The 14,458-nt window shown below is 72.5% G+C and carries 12 protein-coding genes; all 12 read right to left on the reverse strand.

Annotation, left to right across the window (positions count from 1 at the left end; all coding sequences use genetic code 11):
* Window positions 1-5: 5 nt before the first annotated feature.
* The 12 genes from ACIQOE_RS11015 to ACIQOE_RS11070 all read right to left on the reverse strand — a co-directional run bounded on the left by ACIQOE_RS11015 (window position 6) and on the right by ACIQOE_RS11070 (window position 13,600).
* The gene (locus ACIQOE_RS11015) at window positions 6-785 is read right to left on the reverse strand and encodes an exodeoxyribonuclease III (protein WP_351315396.1); all 780 of its coding nucleotides are present in this window, start codon (window positions 783-785) and stop codon (window positions 6-8) included.
* A gap of 36 nt (window positions 786-821) precedes the next feature.
* Complete coding sequence (locus ACIQOE_RS11020) at window positions 822-1,457, reverse strand: MBL fold metallo-hydrolase (RefSeq protein WP_351315399.1); 636 nt, start codon at window positions 1,455-1,457, stop codon at window positions 822-824.
* 28 nt (window positions 1,458-1,485) lie between these two features.
* The gene (gene pcaC / locus ACIQOE_RS11025) at window positions 1,486-2,805 is read right to left on the reverse strand and encodes a 4-carboxymuconolactone decarboxylase (protein WP_351315402.1); all 1,320 of its coding nucleotides are present in this window, start codon (window positions 2,803-2,805) and stop codon (window positions 1,486-1,488) included.
* Between the two features lie 523 nt (window positions 2,806-3,328).
* Window positions 3,329-3,544: a hypothetical protein gene (locus tag ACIQOE_RS11030; protein ID WP_365561522.1), complete on the reverse strand. Its 216-nt coding sequence runs from the start codon at window positions 3,542-3,544 to the stop codon at window positions 3,329-3,331.
* Window positions 3,545-3,728: 184 nt separating this feature from the next.
* A complete protein-coding gene (locus ACIQOE_RS11035) occupies window positions 3,729-4,586 on the reverse strand; it encodes an AfsR/SARP family transcriptional regulator (RefSeq protein WP_351315408.1) in 858 nt (285 codons plus the stop codon).
* A gap of 114 nt (window positions 4,587-4,700) precedes the next feature.
* A complete protein-coding gene (locus ACIQOE_RS11040) occupies window positions 4,701-5,306 on the reverse strand; it encodes a LuxR C-terminal-related transcriptional regulator (protein ID WP_365561516.1) in 606 nt (201 codons plus the stop codon).
* A 252-nt stretch (window positions 5,307-5,558) separates the two neighbouring features.
* Window positions 5,559-6,494, reverse strand: coding sequence for a JmjC domain-containing protein (locus ACIQOE_RS11045; RefSeq protein WP_401410998.1), 936 nt, complete (start codon window positions 6,492-6,494; stop codon window positions 5,559-5,561).
* The gene (locus ACIQOE_RS11050; protein WP_401411000.1) at window positions 6,491-8,251 is read right to left on the reverse strand and encodes an AMP-binding protein; all 1,761 of its coding nucleotides are present in this window, start codon (window positions 8,249-8,251) and stop codon (window positions 6,491-6,493) included. Before ACIQOE_RS11050 ends, ACIQOE_RS11045 begins: the two co-directional genes overlap by 4 nt.
* On the reverse strand, window positions 8,238-9,650 hold the full coding sequence (locus ACIQOE_RS11055; protein WP_401411002.1) for a class I adenylate-forming enzyme family protein: 1,413 nt from the start codon (window positions 9,648-9,650) through the stop codon (window positions 8,238-8,240). The genes ACIQOE_RS11050 and ACIQOE_RS11055 overlap by 14 nt, the downstream gene beginning before the upstream one ends.
* A gap of 6 nt (window positions 9,651-9,656) precedes the next feature.
* Window positions 9,657-9,905, reverse strand: coding sequence for an acyl carrier protein (locus ACIQOE_RS11060; RefSeq protein WP_351315423.1), 249 nt, complete (start codon window positions 9,903-9,905; stop codon window positions 9,657-9,659).
* A 93-nt stretch (window positions 9,906-9,998) separates the two neighbouring features.
* On the reverse strand, window positions 9,999-11,327 hold the full coding sequence (locus ACIQOE_RS11065) for a condensation domain-containing protein (protein WP_401411005.1): 1,329 nt from the start codon (window positions 11,325-11,327) through the stop codon (window positions 9,999-10,001).
* On the reverse strand, window positions 11,315-13,600 hold the full coding sequence (locus tag ACIQOE_RS11070; RefSeq protein ID WP_401411007.1) for a peptidase domain-containing ABC transporter: 2,286 nt from the start codon (window positions 13,598-13,600) through the stop codon (window positions 11,315-11,317). The genes ACIQOE_RS11065 and ACIQOE_RS11070 overlap by 13 nt, the downstream gene beginning before the upstream one ends.
* Between the last annotated feature and the right edge of the window lie 858 nt (window positions 13,601-14,458).

Here is a 14,458-nt window from a genome sequence, read left to right on the forward strand (position 1 = left end):
GGCACCTACACGTCCAGGTCCACCACCACCGGAGCGTGATCGGAGGCACCCTTTCCCTTGCGCTCCTCACGGTCCACGTAGGCGTCCGACACGGACTTGGCGAAGGGTTCGTTGCCGTACACCAGGTCGATGCGCATGCCGCGGTTCTTCGGGAAGGCGAGCTGGCGGTAGTCCCAGTAGGTGTACGGGCGGTCGTACTTCAGCGGGCGCGGGACCACGTCGGACAGGCCGGTCTCGCGCAGGGCGGTCAGGGCGGCGCGCTCGGCCGCGGTGACGTGGGTCAGGCCCTCGAAGGCGGCCGGGTCGAAGACGTCCTCGTCCGTCGGCGCCACGTTGTAGTCGCCGAGGACCGCGAACGGGCGGCTGCCGCCCGCGTCGCCGGCCACGGCGGCCTTGAGCGCCTCGAACCACCGGAGCTTGTAGGCGTAGTGCGGGTGGTCCACCTCGCGGCCGTTGGGCACGTACACCGACCAGACGCGGACCGGGCCGCAGGTCGCCGAGATCGCGCGGGGCTCCACGCTCCCGTCGTAGCCCGGGTCGCCGGGCAGGCCCTTGACGACGTCCTCCAGGCCGACCCTGGACAGCACCGCCACGCCGTTCCACCGGCCGGTGGCGTGCACCGCCGCCTCGTAGCCCAGCTCGCGCAGCTGCTCCGCCGGGAACTGCGCCTCGGCGACCTTGGCCTCCTGGAGGCAGAGCACGTCGGTGCCGCTGCTCTCCAGCCAGGCGAGGAGCCTCGGCAGGCGGGCGGTGATCGAGTTCACGTTCCAGGTCGCGATGCGCATGCCTGACAACCTACCGGGCCCCTGTGACAACGGGCCTCAGACGTCCGCCGAGGTGCCCGGGGCCAGCCGCTGGTGGTCCGTGCCGCCCAGGGCGCCGATCTGGCGGTCGTAGATCGGCCGGGCCAGATCGGTGAGCAGGGCGTCGTGGACGTCGTAGGCGCGCCGCGGCTTCACCTCGCGGACGTAGTCGATGACCTCGGAGATCTTGTTCCAGGGCGCCATCACCGGGAGCATCAGCGTCTCGACCGGAAGGCCGGGGACGGTGAGGGCGTCGCCGGGATGGAAGACCGTGCCGCCGTCGACGAGGAAGCCGACGTTGGTGATGCGCGGGATGTCGGGATGGATCACCGCGTGCAGCTCGCCGTGCACCTGGACGTCGAACCCGGCGGCCGTGAAGGTGTCACCGTGGCCGACGGTGTGCACCCGGCCCGGGAAGGCCGCCGCGAGCTGGTCGGCGACCGACCTCAGGGTCCAGATCTCGGTGGCCGGGTCGGCGTCCATCGCCGCCCGCAGCCGGCCTTCGTCGAAGTGGTCGGCGTGCTCGTGGGTGATCAGGATGGCGTCCGCGCCGACGGCGGCGTCCTGCTCGCTGAACCCGCCGGGGTCGAGGACGAGCGTGCGCCCGTCCTTCTCCAGGCGCACGCACGCGTGGGACATCTTCGTGAGCTTCATGGTCACCATCCTGCCCCCGCGCCGTCCGTCAGTCCTCGGGAGTGGTCTCCTCACGGATGATCCGCTGGGCGACCCGGAAGGCGCTGTTCGCCGCCGGCACTCCGCAGTACACCGCCGCCTGGAGCAGGACCTCCTTGATCTCGGCCGGGGTGAGGCCGTTGCGCAGGGCCGCCCGGACATGGAAGCCCAGCTCCTCCAGGTGGCCGCCGGCGACCAGCGCGGTGAGCGTGACACAGCTGCGCGAGCGGCGGTCCAGTCCGGGCCGGTCCCAGATCTCGCCCCACGCGTAGCGGGTGACGAACTCCTGGAAGTCGCCGGAGAACTCGTCGGCCTGGGCCAGCGCCCGGTCCACGTGCGCGTCGCCGAGCACCTCCCGGCGGACCTTCAGTCCCGCGTCGTAGGGGTCGGCCCGCCCGGACGGCTGGGGCACCGCCACGGCCGGGGCGATCTCGGCGCGGGGCGTGACCTGCGGCGCGACCTGGGGCACGGCCTGCGGCACGAGCGGCAGGACCGGCTTCGGCGGGGCGGCCGGGATGGCGATCTGGCCGGTGGTCGAGTCGTAGGCGGGCTGCCAGGCGGTGGAGAAGTGCCGCACCAGCAGGTCGGTGACGGCGACGGGCTGCTCGACCGGGACCAGGTGGGAGGCGCCGGGCACCACGGCCAGGCGGGCGTCCGGGATCCCGGCGACCAGGGTGCGGGCCTCGGCGGGTCCGGTGACCTGGTCGTCGGAGCCGACCAGGACGAGCGTGGGCACGCCGATCCGGCCGAGTTCGTGCCGTACGTCGAATCCCGCCAGGGCCTCGCAGGCGGCGATGTAGCAGCCGGGATCGGTGGTGCGCACCATCTGCACGGCCCACTCGGTGATCGCGGGCTGGGCGGCGGCGAACCCGCCGGTGAACCAGCGCTCCGGCGACGTCCGGGCGATCGGGTCCAGGCCGTTCGTCCGCACGATCACACCGCGCTGGCGGAACTCGTCGGCCGTCCCGAACCGGGGCGAGGCGGCGACCAGCGCGAGCGAGGCGATCCGCTCCGGGTGCCGCAGGGCCAGTTCGATGCCGACGGCGCCGCCGAGCGCACAGCCCGCGTAGCCGAAGCGCTGCACGCCGAACGAGTCGAGCGTGGCCAGCAGCCGGGCGGTCAGCTCGGTGACGGAACCGGCCGGGTGGGCCGGGGAACCGCCGTGTCCTGGCAGGTCGTAACGGAAGACCCGCCACTGCTGGGTCAGCTCCGGGACCTGCCGGTCCCACATGTGCCAGGTGGTCCCCAGCGAGGGGCCCAGGATCAGGACAGGAGCGTCTTCTGGGCCGTCAAAGCGGTATTGCAGGGTGTTCGGTGGTGTCTCGCTCACCCGCCCGACTCTCTCATCTCTTCCGAGATCGCACATGGCCGGTTCCGGCCCGGGGCCTGTTCCCCCTCCCGCCGTGGCCGGTGCGGTGCCTTCGGAGTCCTCGGAAAACGGCCGGACGTTCTCCGCTTGTACACATGTGCGCGCCGACGCCGCGGCCGCTCGGTGTGCCGCGTGCGGTGCGGCGTCCCACCCGGGCCGCGGAGCCGCGGAGCGGATGCGGCGGGTCGCCGCGAGCCCGGGTGAGCAGGGGGTCGGCGGGTGCGTGCGGCGGATCGGCGGTGCGGGACGGGGTCGTGCCGGGGGCGTCGTGCGGCGTGCGCGGGGGTCCGGTTCCGGCCGGTGGTCGTTCCGGGTCCGGTCCGGTGGACGCGGCGGCTGTGAACGCGGCTCCACGGTTGTGAGGATGCGGTGGTCGCCGCACCCCCGCGGGCCGGGTCCGCGCCCCGCCCCTGCCGCGCCGGGCCGCCCCCGGCCGGCGGTCACTCCCGGCGGTCGCCCGGGTGGACCGCCCGGCCCCGGCCGGTCACGAGGCGGCCGGGCCCACGCTCGACCCGGTGCCGTTCCAGCCCAGCGGGTCGTCGGCGCGGTCGTGGTGCCGCACCGTGCCGGACGACGGGTGATGCGCCACCGCGCCGACGGGTGAACCGCCGGCGAAGACCGTCAGGACGACCGGCAGCGCCAGGGCGGCGGCCAGGAGGGACCGACGCAGCGGAACGCCTGATATGCAGTGCTTCAGCATGTGTATCCGTTCTGGAGTGTTCTGGGCCGCGTGCCACGGTGCACGCTGCGGTTCGTCATGCTGGCAGACCGTGATCAACGAGTGATCAATGTGCAGGTCGGGCGGTGAATCGGGGGGTGCCGTGACCGGCGGCGCCACGGGCGCCTCCGGGCCGGGAGCGGCTCCCGGCGGACCGTGGGGGACGTCATGGAGCGACGCTCCGGTCCGCCGTCAGACCGCCCATGATCTCCGCGTCGTCGGCGAGGATCGCCTGGTGCAGCGCGTGCAGCTGGCGTCCGGGGAAGATTCCCAGGTCGTCGGCGAGCAGTTGGTAGGCCTCGCGATAGGCGGCGAGCGCGGCATGCCGCTGGCCGGACCGCCACAGGGCCAGCATGAGGTCCGCGCGCAGCCGTTCCTGGTGCGGATGGTCGGCGACCGTGGCGAGGAGTTCGGGGATGATCTCGAAGTGCTGGCCGTCCGCGAGCTGCGCCTGGAAGTACTTCATCAGCAGTCCGAGCCGGAACTGTTCCAGCCGGGCGGCCTCCGCCTGCATGACCAGCGTGTGGGTGAGACCGCTCAGGGGCTTGCCCCGCCACAGCCGGATCGCCTCCCGCAGCAGCCTGCCCGCCTCCTTGGGCGCGCCGTCGTGGAGGCTCTCCTGGCCGCGCTGCCACAGGTGCTGGCACCGCTCCAGGTCGACCTGGTCCGGCTCGGCCGTGAGCTGGTAGCCGTCGCTGGTCGTGATCAGACGGACGCCGGGCGCGTACGCGAACTGACGGCGCAGCCGGCTCACGTACAGCTGGATGTTCTTCTTGGCGCTCGACGGCGGCGCCTCGCCCCAGACGGCCTCGGTGATGTCGTCGACCGAGACGTGCCGGTTGACGTGGAGGCACAGATAGGCGAAGAGGATCTGCGGCTTCGCCCCTCCCGGGGACACGGTGACACCGGACACCAGGATCTCCAGCGGCCCTAAGAGATTGAGCTGGGTGGGACCGGTCTCGGGCCCCGCGTCCTGGGCGGCGTCCGGGCGGGACGTGCCGCCGCCCTGCCACGCTCTGCGCATGAGCTCCACAGCTACCCCCTTACGAGAAACAAGGACGGTCCGGGGAATGGGCGACGCGTCCTGGTGACGGGCCGCGTGTCAGACGAGGGGCAGGGCATAGACTCATCCGGATTCCTATTTTATGAACTCATCGGCGACCCGGGGCGGCCACGAATTTATTTGCAGTATTCCCGTCGAATAGGCCAGCGCGATCAGCGCCACCCGATTCGGCATGCCGAACTGCCGGAGCATGCGCGAGATGTGGTAGTCGACGGTCTTGGGGCTGATGAACAGACGCGATGCCAGGAATTCCGAGGTCAGTCCCGCCGCGGTTCCTTCGAGGATCTTCGCCGCCATCTCGCCGATGACCAGACGCTCGCTGACGGTCTTCGGCCCGGCGGGGTCCGTGGGGCGGAAGAGCTGGATGGCCACGGCCCTGTTCGGCGAACTCCCCCACAGCGCCGTCGCCGTGAGCACGGCACTGAGCGGTGTGGCGGACCGCCGCCGCAGCGCTATGCGGTGACTGAACTGGTCCCGGTCCCCGACGAGCAGCTGGTTCAGGTCGCGGTCGAGGGTCTCGCGGAGGTCCGATTCGATGAGGGAGCGGAACGGCTTTCCGTACAGTTCCTCGCCCGATCCGCCGAACTGCCGGAAGAATTCAGGACTTCCGTACTGCATCTGGTGCTTGCGGTCGAGAAAGACCAAGACCTCTCTGTCCGTTGTCAGCGCAGAATGACCCATTCGTGCTCCTGTGGCTTTCGACTGCACCCTGCCGGCCGGCTCGACGGCGACACGCAGGGCAGACCTGTCGTAGGCGCCGCTGGGCATGGAGCGCTGGACGCGCCCGACCTGTTCGGTTAGGGCCATGGTGGCGCACGGCGATCAGCGCACGATCAGTGCGGAATCCATGAGCGCGGACCGGTGCCCGGTGTCAGCGGGGCCGCGGACACCCGTCGGCGGCCGGTGCGGTCCGCGCCGTCGGGACGCGCCGGATCACCGCGGGTCGGCGTATCCGGCGGCCAGGTCACCGACCGAGACCGGTGCGCCGGGGTCGGGCAGGGCGGCGAGCCTGGTCCGTCGGGCGTGGTCCACCAGGTCCTGGGGGGTCAGTCCGGCCACTGCCTTGCCGACGTGGTCGAGCATGGCGGTCGCGGCGGCGAGGACGGCCTCGTCGTCGAGCGGGCGCGCTTCGACGTTCATCGCGCCGGCCGTGAGCTTCTGGAGGCTGCGGAACAGATCGCCCTTGTGGACCTCACGGATCGTCAGCGACAGGTGCACGGACAGGCCGCCGCTGCCGACGGCCTCGTGGGCGAAGGCACGCGGGATGTACAGGACGTCCCCGGCGTGCACGGTGGCGCGCAGCACCTCCGCCGGCCGCTCCCCCGTCACGCTCCCCTCGCGCCATTCGCCGTCCGCCGGTCCCTCGTAGATACGCCAGTCCTTGCTGCCGGCCAGCTGGAGGACGAGCACGTCGGCGTCGTCGCGGTGCAGCGGGGCCCCCTGGGCGCCGGGCGGGGTCACGAAGCAGAACGCCTCCACCGGCCGGTGCAGTTCGGCCGACAGGCGTGCCAGGAGCTCGCGGGTGGGGCGGTGCCACTGGTCGACCCGGTGCATGAGCAGCGTCGCGCCCCGCTCGATCAGCTCCCGTATCTTCCGCTGGTCGGCGAAGCCCGGGTGGGAGACGCCCCGGACCGAGCGCGCCGACAGGTAGCTGCCGGCGGGCAGCGGGCCGTCGGCGCCGGTCATCTCCACGTAGGGCTCGTGCAGGAAGCCGCTGGCGAGGGCGTCGTCCACGTCGGCCGGCGTGAAGGGGCTGGCGAGGGAGCCGGCGGGCGTGAAGACGCCGGGGCGGCGGCGCCAGTGGTCGGCGGCGAAGGCGGCCGGGTCGCCGACCCACCGGGACAGCGTCGTGGCGTGCGCAAGGGTCATGTCGTGCGTTCCTCTCTGTGCCCGGACGACGTGCGCCGGAGCGTGTGGGGCCAAAGAACGGGCAGGTCGCCCCGCTCGAAGCGCTGTCTCGTCTCGGAGATCCGCACCTTGCCGCTGGTCGTCACGGGCAGGCCGCCCGCGGGCAGCAGGACGACCTCGGCGACGTACAGATCGAGGACCTGGGCGAGCCGGCGCCGCGCCTCGGCGGCCAGGTGCGCCGGGGAGGGTGCGCCGGGGCCGCCGGTCACCTCCGACACCAGGCACAGGAGGTCGCCGGCGGTCTCGTCGCCGACGGTTCCGTCGCCGGCGGTGAAGGCGGCGCACCGCCCCGCTCTGAGGCCGGGTACGGCGGCGCAGGCGGCGGCGACGTCCGCCGGGTGGAAGTTGCGGCCGCGGTGCACGAGTACGTCGTCCGTCCGGCCGAGGACGAACAGGTGGCCGCCGTCGAGGAATCCGAGGTCCCCGGTGCGGTGCCAGCGGGAGCGGCGGAGGGGCCGGCGCCAGTAGCCGCGGAAGAGCTGCGGGCCGCGGATGTGGATCTCTCCGACGCGGTGCTCGTCGTGGCGGCCGTCGCCGATGCGCACCCGGGTTCCCGGCAGCGGGACGCCCGAGGAGAGCAGGGTGGTGGAGGGGGTTCCGGGCGCGGCGCGGACCGCGCGGCCCGCCCGCAGGGCCTCGGTGCCGGCGGCGAGGCGGAGCGGCGGGAGTTCGGGGGTGGTGGCGGTGACCGTGAGGGTCGCCTCCGCCATGCCGTAGGAGGGGCACAGGGACTCGGCCCGGAACCCCGCCGCCGCGAACCGGGCGGTGAACCGGTCGGCGGTGGCGGCGCGCACCACCTCTCCCGCGCTGCGGGCGACCCGCCAGGCGCGCAGGTCCAGGGCGGCCGCCTCGTCGTCGGTGGTCCTGCGCGCGCACAGGTCGTACGCGAAGTCGGGGGCGCTGGACAGCGTGCCGCGGCAGGCGGTGAGGGCGAGGAGCCATTCGGCCGGCCGGCGGGCGAAGCGCTCGGTCGGCAGGAGCACGGACTCGTATCCGCTGAACAGCGGCCTGAGGACTCCGGTGATCAGGCCCATGTCGTGGCTGAGCGGCACCCAGGTCACGGCGACGTCGGCGGGGCTCTCCCGGTAGCGGGCGGCCGCCTGGCGGCAACTCGCCCGCAGGGCGCGGTGATCGATGACGACGCCCTTCGGGGAGCCGGTCGATCCGGAGGTGTACTGGAGGAAGGCGGGCGTGCGCGGGCTCACCCGTACGTCGGGCGCGCCGCCGCGCTCGGGCACGGCGGCGGCGAGAGCGGGCAGTTCCTCCCAGGTGCGGATCCGGACCCGCGGGGCGTGGTCCTCCAGCGTGGTGCGCACCGTGTCCCGCCACGCCTCGGTGGTGATCACGAGAGCCGGGCGGCAGTCCCGGACGACGGCCCGCAGTCTCTGCCCGAACGCCTCCGCGCGCATCGTGCGCGGGCCCGGGGCGGGGACCGCGACGAGTCCGGTGCCGATCACGGCGAGCAGGACGGCGGCGAACGTCTCGTCGTTCGGCAGCACCAGCACCACCCGGTGTCCTGGCCCGGCGTCCGGTCCGCGCAGCGCGCGGGCGACGTCGTCCACCTGCCGGGCCAGTTCGCCGAAGGTCGTACGGCGCCGGATCTCCCCGTCGTCCCAGGTGGTCAGGGCGATGGCGGCCGGCCGGTGCCGGGCGTGGTGCCGGAGCCATCCGGCGGCTGTGAGACGGTCGTGGGCCGGTTCTCGGCTACCGGGGGCCATGGGGAGCGCTCCGGGCCAGGACGCCGAGGTCGGCGCGCCTCAGCTTGCCGCTGGGCGTACGGGGCAGCGAGCCGGAGACCGCGAGCACGACGCGCGGGCGGGGCAGGTCCAGTTCGTCCGCGGTGGCCTCGATGGCGGGCACCGGGTCCGGGAAGCCGGCGCCGTGACCGTGTTCGACGAAGCACACCGGCCGGTCGTCGGCGCCGTCGAGGGCGGCGGCGTCGGTGACTCCGGGCAGCAGCCGGATGTCGTGCTCCAGCCGCGCCATCCGGATCTCCCGCGGGCTCTCGGCCCGGCCGAGGACGAACAGGTATCCGTCGTCGTCGAGATGGCCCACGTCCCCGGTCCTGAGCACGCCGGTGTCGGACGGGTCCCGGTCGGCGGCCCGCAGCCGGATGCCGATGTCCCCGGTCTCGCCCGCGGGCACCGGCCGGCCGTCCCGCGTGATCTCGACACGGATCCCGGGCAGGGGCCGTCCGACGGATCCGGGTCTGGCCAGCCACTCCGGGGTGGTGATCTCGGTGATGACTCCGTGGGACGTGCCGTAGTACTCGTGCAGGACCGGCCCGAACAGGCCGACGGCGGCGCGCTTGACGCGGGGCGGGCAGGCGGCACCGCCGTGGAAGACGACCCGGAAGGGGTGGCGCGGTGCCGCGCCCGCCTCCACGAGGTCGGTCAGGCGGTCGGGGCTGAGCATGGCGCTGTCCGCACGGTGCCGGTCCGCCAGGTCCGTGAAGGCGTCGCAGGACCAGGTCCGCTGGACGACGACGGTGCTGCCCGCCTGCAGCGCGTACAGGGCGGGGCCGAGCGTGCCGAGGTGGTAGGTCGGGTTGGCCATCAGGTGCGGGCCGCGGCCGACACCGGCGCCGTAGCGTTCGACGACCGCGACCCCGCGGTACGGCCGGCGCGGACGGGTCCGCGCCACGGCCTGCGGCAGGCCGGTGGTGCCGGAGGTGGCGAACACGAGGCGGCCCGCGGCCGGCGGCGCGGTGGGCGCGGCGGGTCCGTCCGTCCGGTCCGTCAGCTGCGTGTCGGTCACGACCGGGCAGGGCAGACCGGGGCCGCCGGTCCGGGGCCGCGCGCTGATGTGCACGGCGGTGGAGACCGAGGCGAGCAGGGCCGGTCCCATGGGGATCGCGAGCAGGTCGCGGTCGATGGGGAAGAGACCGAAGCCGTGCCGCAGCGCCGCCAGGGCCAGGGCGAAGAAGGCCGGTCCGGTGGGGATGTCGGTCGACACGACGGCGCCGTCCGGGATCCCGTGCGCGCGCAGCCCGCGGGCCAGGGCGTCCGCGCGTGCGGTGAGTTCGCCGTACGTGCTCCGCTCGCCGTCGGCGGTCACGGCCACGCGGTCCGGGTGGGTCCGCGCGGTGGCCCAGGGGTCCCAGAGATAGGGCTTCATGATTCCTCAGTGCTTGGCTGTCGGCGAGGCGGGAGAGGGCTGCGCAAGCGCGGCGGCGAGCGCGGCGAGGTCGGGGAGGCCGACGACCAGTTCGACATCGACCTCGACGCCCAGGCTCTCCTCCAGACGCAGGCTCAGTTCGACGGCGGTGATGGAGTCGCCGCCGAGGGCGAAGAAGTCGTCCTCGGGCACGACCGGTCTGCCGAACACCTCGCTCACGGCGGTCAGTACCTCGTCGATCGGGGTGTCGGACATGGCGCCTTCTCTGCTGGGGGGGGCGTGGGTCGCAATCGGGTTCGGCGGGGAGGCGTACGGCGGGAGGCGTACGGCCGCACGGCTCCCGTCGGGTCATCCGGCGGGCACGGTGGCCGCCAGGCCGGCGAGCATGTCGTCGAGGACCGCCCGTGCCAGCCGGCGGTCGGCCCGGTGCCCGTCGTAGAGGAGGTCGACGCACAGGCGGTCGCGGAACTCGGTGCACCGGAGGTGGAGGGCGAAGGTGTCGTGGAAGGTGATCCGGTGCAGCGGGTAGGCGTCGGCCGTGATCCGCAGGCCGTCGACGTCGTCCGCGGCGTCGCAGTTCCCGTCGAACCGGCGGAGGTTGACGTAGATGCCGCGGCTGACGGGTGCGCCGCCGCTCTCCTCCGCCTCCCGGTTCAGCGCGGTGAGGTCGGCCGCGCCGAGTCTCTGGTGCCGCAGCCCGTTGAGCAGTTGGTCGCGCACCTGGGCGCGTACGGAGAAGGCGTCGGCGCCGATGTCGCGCAGGGTCAGCGGGCAGGAGCCGGCGAACATGCCCACCACGTCCGTGTCCCGGGACGCGCGCGAGTCCATCGAGGTCCACAGGCCCACGTCGGTCCTGCCGGTGCGGGCGGCGAGCGCGGTCACGAACAGTCCGACCGCCGACTGCAGGACGGTGAAGCGGAATTCGGCGCACAGGCCGCGCAGTTCCGTGACCGCGGCGGCCGGCAGTTCCGCGCTCACCGTGCCCGCCCGCGCGGGGCCGGCGGGGGCGGGGCCGGCCGGGGGCCAGGGGACGCGGGTCATGAAGGCCAGGCGTTCCCGCCAGTTCGCGAGCGCCTGCGCGCGCAGCCGCTCGCTCGTCCGCTCCCGCTGCCGGACCGCCGCCTCGGCGAAGGAGGGCGCGGTGTCCGGCGGGGTGCCGCCGTTGCGCAGGGTCCGGTAGTCGCGCCAGACCTCGTGCCCGAAGAGGTGATGGGCCCGGCCGTCGAAGACGAGGTTCTGGAAGGTGGCCAGCAGCGCGTGGTGGCGGTCGTCGTAGCGCAGCAGCCTGATGACGTAGGGCCGTTGGGTGCCGTACGACCACGGGGTGACGCAGTCGCGGGAGAGCAGGACCGAGGCGTAGTGGGAGAACTGCGCGGGCGAGGCGGCCTTCACCTTGACCCGCCGGACGACGTCCTCACCGGCCTCGATGCCCCGGGTCCACTGCAGCGGCCGCGGGCCGGGCTCCGGATCCATCTGGAGGTGCAGGGCGTCGTGCCGGACCACGAAGGCGCGTACGGCGGCGGCGAGGGCGTCCGTGTCGAGGTCGCCCAGGATCTCGAACGCGAGCTGCGTGTTCTTGTGGGACCAGCCGCCGGAGAGGGTCTTGGCGTGGAACCACTCCTGCTCGTAGGTCAGCGGGAACGGGGTACCGGCCCGCGGGTCCGTCAGGCCAGGCACAGGTACTCCGTTCCGCTCTCCTTGAGGACGGCGGGGGAACCCGACTCGACGACGCGTCCGTCGCGCATGACGACGACCTGGTCCGCCTCGTCCATCACGGTCAGACGGTGGGCTATGACGACGACGGTGATCCCCGCGTCCAGCAGCCCCCGCATGATGGATTCCTCCAGGGCCGGGTCGAGGGCGCTGGTCGCCTCGTCCAGGATGACCAGTTCGGGCTTCTTCGCCAGCGCCCTGGCCAGCACGATCCGCTGGCGCTGTCCTCCCGAAAGGCCGTGGCCGCCGGGGGCGACGAGGGTGTTGTAGCCCATGGGCATGGCCTCGATCTCCTCGTGGATGTGCGCCAGCCCGACCGCGGAGATCAGATCCTCCCTGCTGATGTCGTCGCCGCCGAAGAGGATGTTGTCCCGGATGGTGCCGCCGAAGAGGTGCGCGTTCTGGTTGACGTAGCCGATGCGCCGCCGGTAGGTGGGCCGGTCGAGTTCGGCCAGGTCGGTGCCGTCGACGGTCAGGGTGCCGCCGGTGGGTGTGTACAGCCCGGCCAGCAGCATGCCGAGGGTGGACTTCCCGGAGCCCGAACGGCCGATGACGGCCATGAACTGCCCTGGTTCGAGTTCGAGACTGACGTCGTCGAGGGTGGGCCGCGGAGCCCCCGGATAGCGGAAGCCGACCCCTTCGGCCTTGATCCGGCCGGGCCTGGCCACACCCGTCTCGGCGAAGGCGCCGCGCGGTTCGGGGGCCGCCCGCAGGACGTCGTCGAGTTTGGCGAGGGTGGGACGGACCGCGGCCAGCTGGGAGCCGGCGTCGAAGAGTCCCTCCAGCGGGATGAACAGGGCGATCGTCAGGGTCATGAAGCCCATGGCCTCGCCGAGCGAGTAACGGTGGCTCAGGACCAGCCAGATCCCGGCGACCAGCACGATCAGCGGCGCGGCGAACTGCAGGGTGCGGCTGAGGGACGAGAACAGGGCGAGGTTGCGGCGGGCGTGCAGCCGCTTGTTGACCTCGTGGACCAGGGTGTGCGACCAGCGTTCCACCGCCCGGCCGTCCATGCCGGCGGCCTTGAGGGTGGTGATGCTCTCCAGCATCTCCACCAGTTCCTCCTGCGCCTTGGTCTGGCGTTCGAGGACCTCCTGGCTCAGTCCGGTCTGCCGGCGCCAGGTCAGCGCGAGGATGCCGGTCTGCACGACGACCAGCGCGGTGACGAGAAGCGACAGGAGCGGGTTCGCGACGGCGATGGCGATCAGGTAGACGACGATGAGCAGGCTGTCGAAGACGGCCGAGACCGCGGTGAGGCTCAGGACCTGGACGAGCACGTTGCTGGTACGGACCCGCAGCGCGAGGTCACCGGAGTTGCGCACGGTGAAGAAGTCGTAGGGCAGGTCCGCCATATGTCCGACGACGCCCAGGGTGAGCCGTTTCTCGATGACGGCCTGACGTCGGGTGACCAGAAACGACCGCGCCACGGACAGGGCGAAAAAGAAGACGACCAGGGCGGCCAGGATGGCGCACGCCGTCCACGCTCCGCCGGTGGACCGGTTGCCGAGGACGCGTTCGACGAGGAATCCGGCGGTCAGCGGCAGGGCGAGTTCGAAGGCCATGAGTCCGGCGGAGGAGGCGAGGATCAGCGCCAGTTCCCGGCCGCGCGGCAGAAACTGCCGCAGGCGGTGCCAGGGGCCGCGGAGTTCCTTGCCGCGCCGGCGCCGGGCGGAGCCGGTTTCGAGCGGCTGCTCGAACTCAAGGGCCACGCCCGTGAAGGACTCGGCGACCGTCGCCATGGTGAGCCTGCGGCGTCCGTGGACGGGGTCGATGACATCCACATGGTCTTTGCCGGCTCCTTCCAGGACGACGAAGTGGTTGAAGTTCCAGAACAGGATGGAACCGCGGGAGAGCCGGGCCAGGGCTTCCGCGCCGGCGCGCACGCCACGTCCCTTGACGCCGTATTCGCGGGCGATCTCCAGGAGGGTGCGGGCCGAGGCGCCATTGCGTCCGGAACCCGCCCGCGCGCGGATCTCGTCGAGGGACACGTCAAGGCCGTGGTGGCGCAGCACGGTCACGAGAGCGGCGGGACCGCAGTCGCTGACCTGGGTCTGGAAGCAGACCTGCAGCCGCGCTCCGCGCGTGCGCCGCCCGAACCGCTCGCGGACCGCGGCGATCCGCTCGGCCGCTCCCCTGGGCCGGGTCACGGCGGGAGCGTGGCCGAAGACCGGTCCGAGGCCGTCGCTCCTGCGATGGTGTTCGAGCGCCTCGGCGTTGAAACGCGAATCGCCAGGCATGAGTCCCTTCCCGTTGTGAGTCACTGGCCTGTCCGCCCGCGACGGGACGGTCCGGACGTGAGCCGTCGGTCCGTCCGCCGAAGAAGCGCGAGGCCCCTTCGGCGGACGGACCGCGGACCTCAGATCGTCAGATGACGCAGGTGAGGGCAACCCCGAACTGGCCGCCGACGATGTCGTCCAGCTCCTCTTCCGACAGGTCGGAAATGTCGATGTCGTCGAAGTTTTCCATGACTTCTCTCTTTCGAATGAGGCTTCTTCGCATCCGTGGATCGGATTCTGTAACCAGAGAACGGTGTCGAGCCACACCAAGAAATCACCGAAAAGCGGTGCCCGGACGAAATCCACTACAGGCACCGAACCACCTGACGAAAGGAAGCACAGGGGATGTAATGCATTCACTTCACGTCCGGATGACCGAACGACTGAACCATAGAGAGCAATATTCGATCGGTCAACCCTCGATTCGCCGTCCGCGCTATGCTCCGTCCCGCCGTGCAGGAATTCCAGCCCGCCGGTACCGCGAACCAATAGCGCGGGCAAGAGGGAATGGTTCCGCATAAACATCCACACTCATGGTGGCATGGAAATCGACGGGCAGAACGGCGGCCCGGGAAAACTAGTGGATTCCCTAGATCTTCGCGCCGCGCGCCCTGTCCGGGCGCCGGGCACGCGCGCGTCCGGCCGCGGGACGCGGCCGCGGACGCCCACGCCCGTGGCGACGGCCGCCGGCAGGCCCCGGCCGCTCGCAGGCCCGTCGGGCGGCCCGCGGGGCCGGTCGCAAATGGCCCGGCCGAGGCCCCCGTTGGCTCCCCGGCGATGCCGAGCGGAAACGCCCTGATTGGTAGACTCCCGCAGGCC

The sequence above is a fragment of the Streptomyces sp. NPDC091282 genome (genome assembly GCF_044757385.1).
Lineage (GTDB): Bacteria > Actinomycetota > Actinomycetes > Streptomycetales > Streptomycetaceae > Streptomyces > Streptomyces gramineus.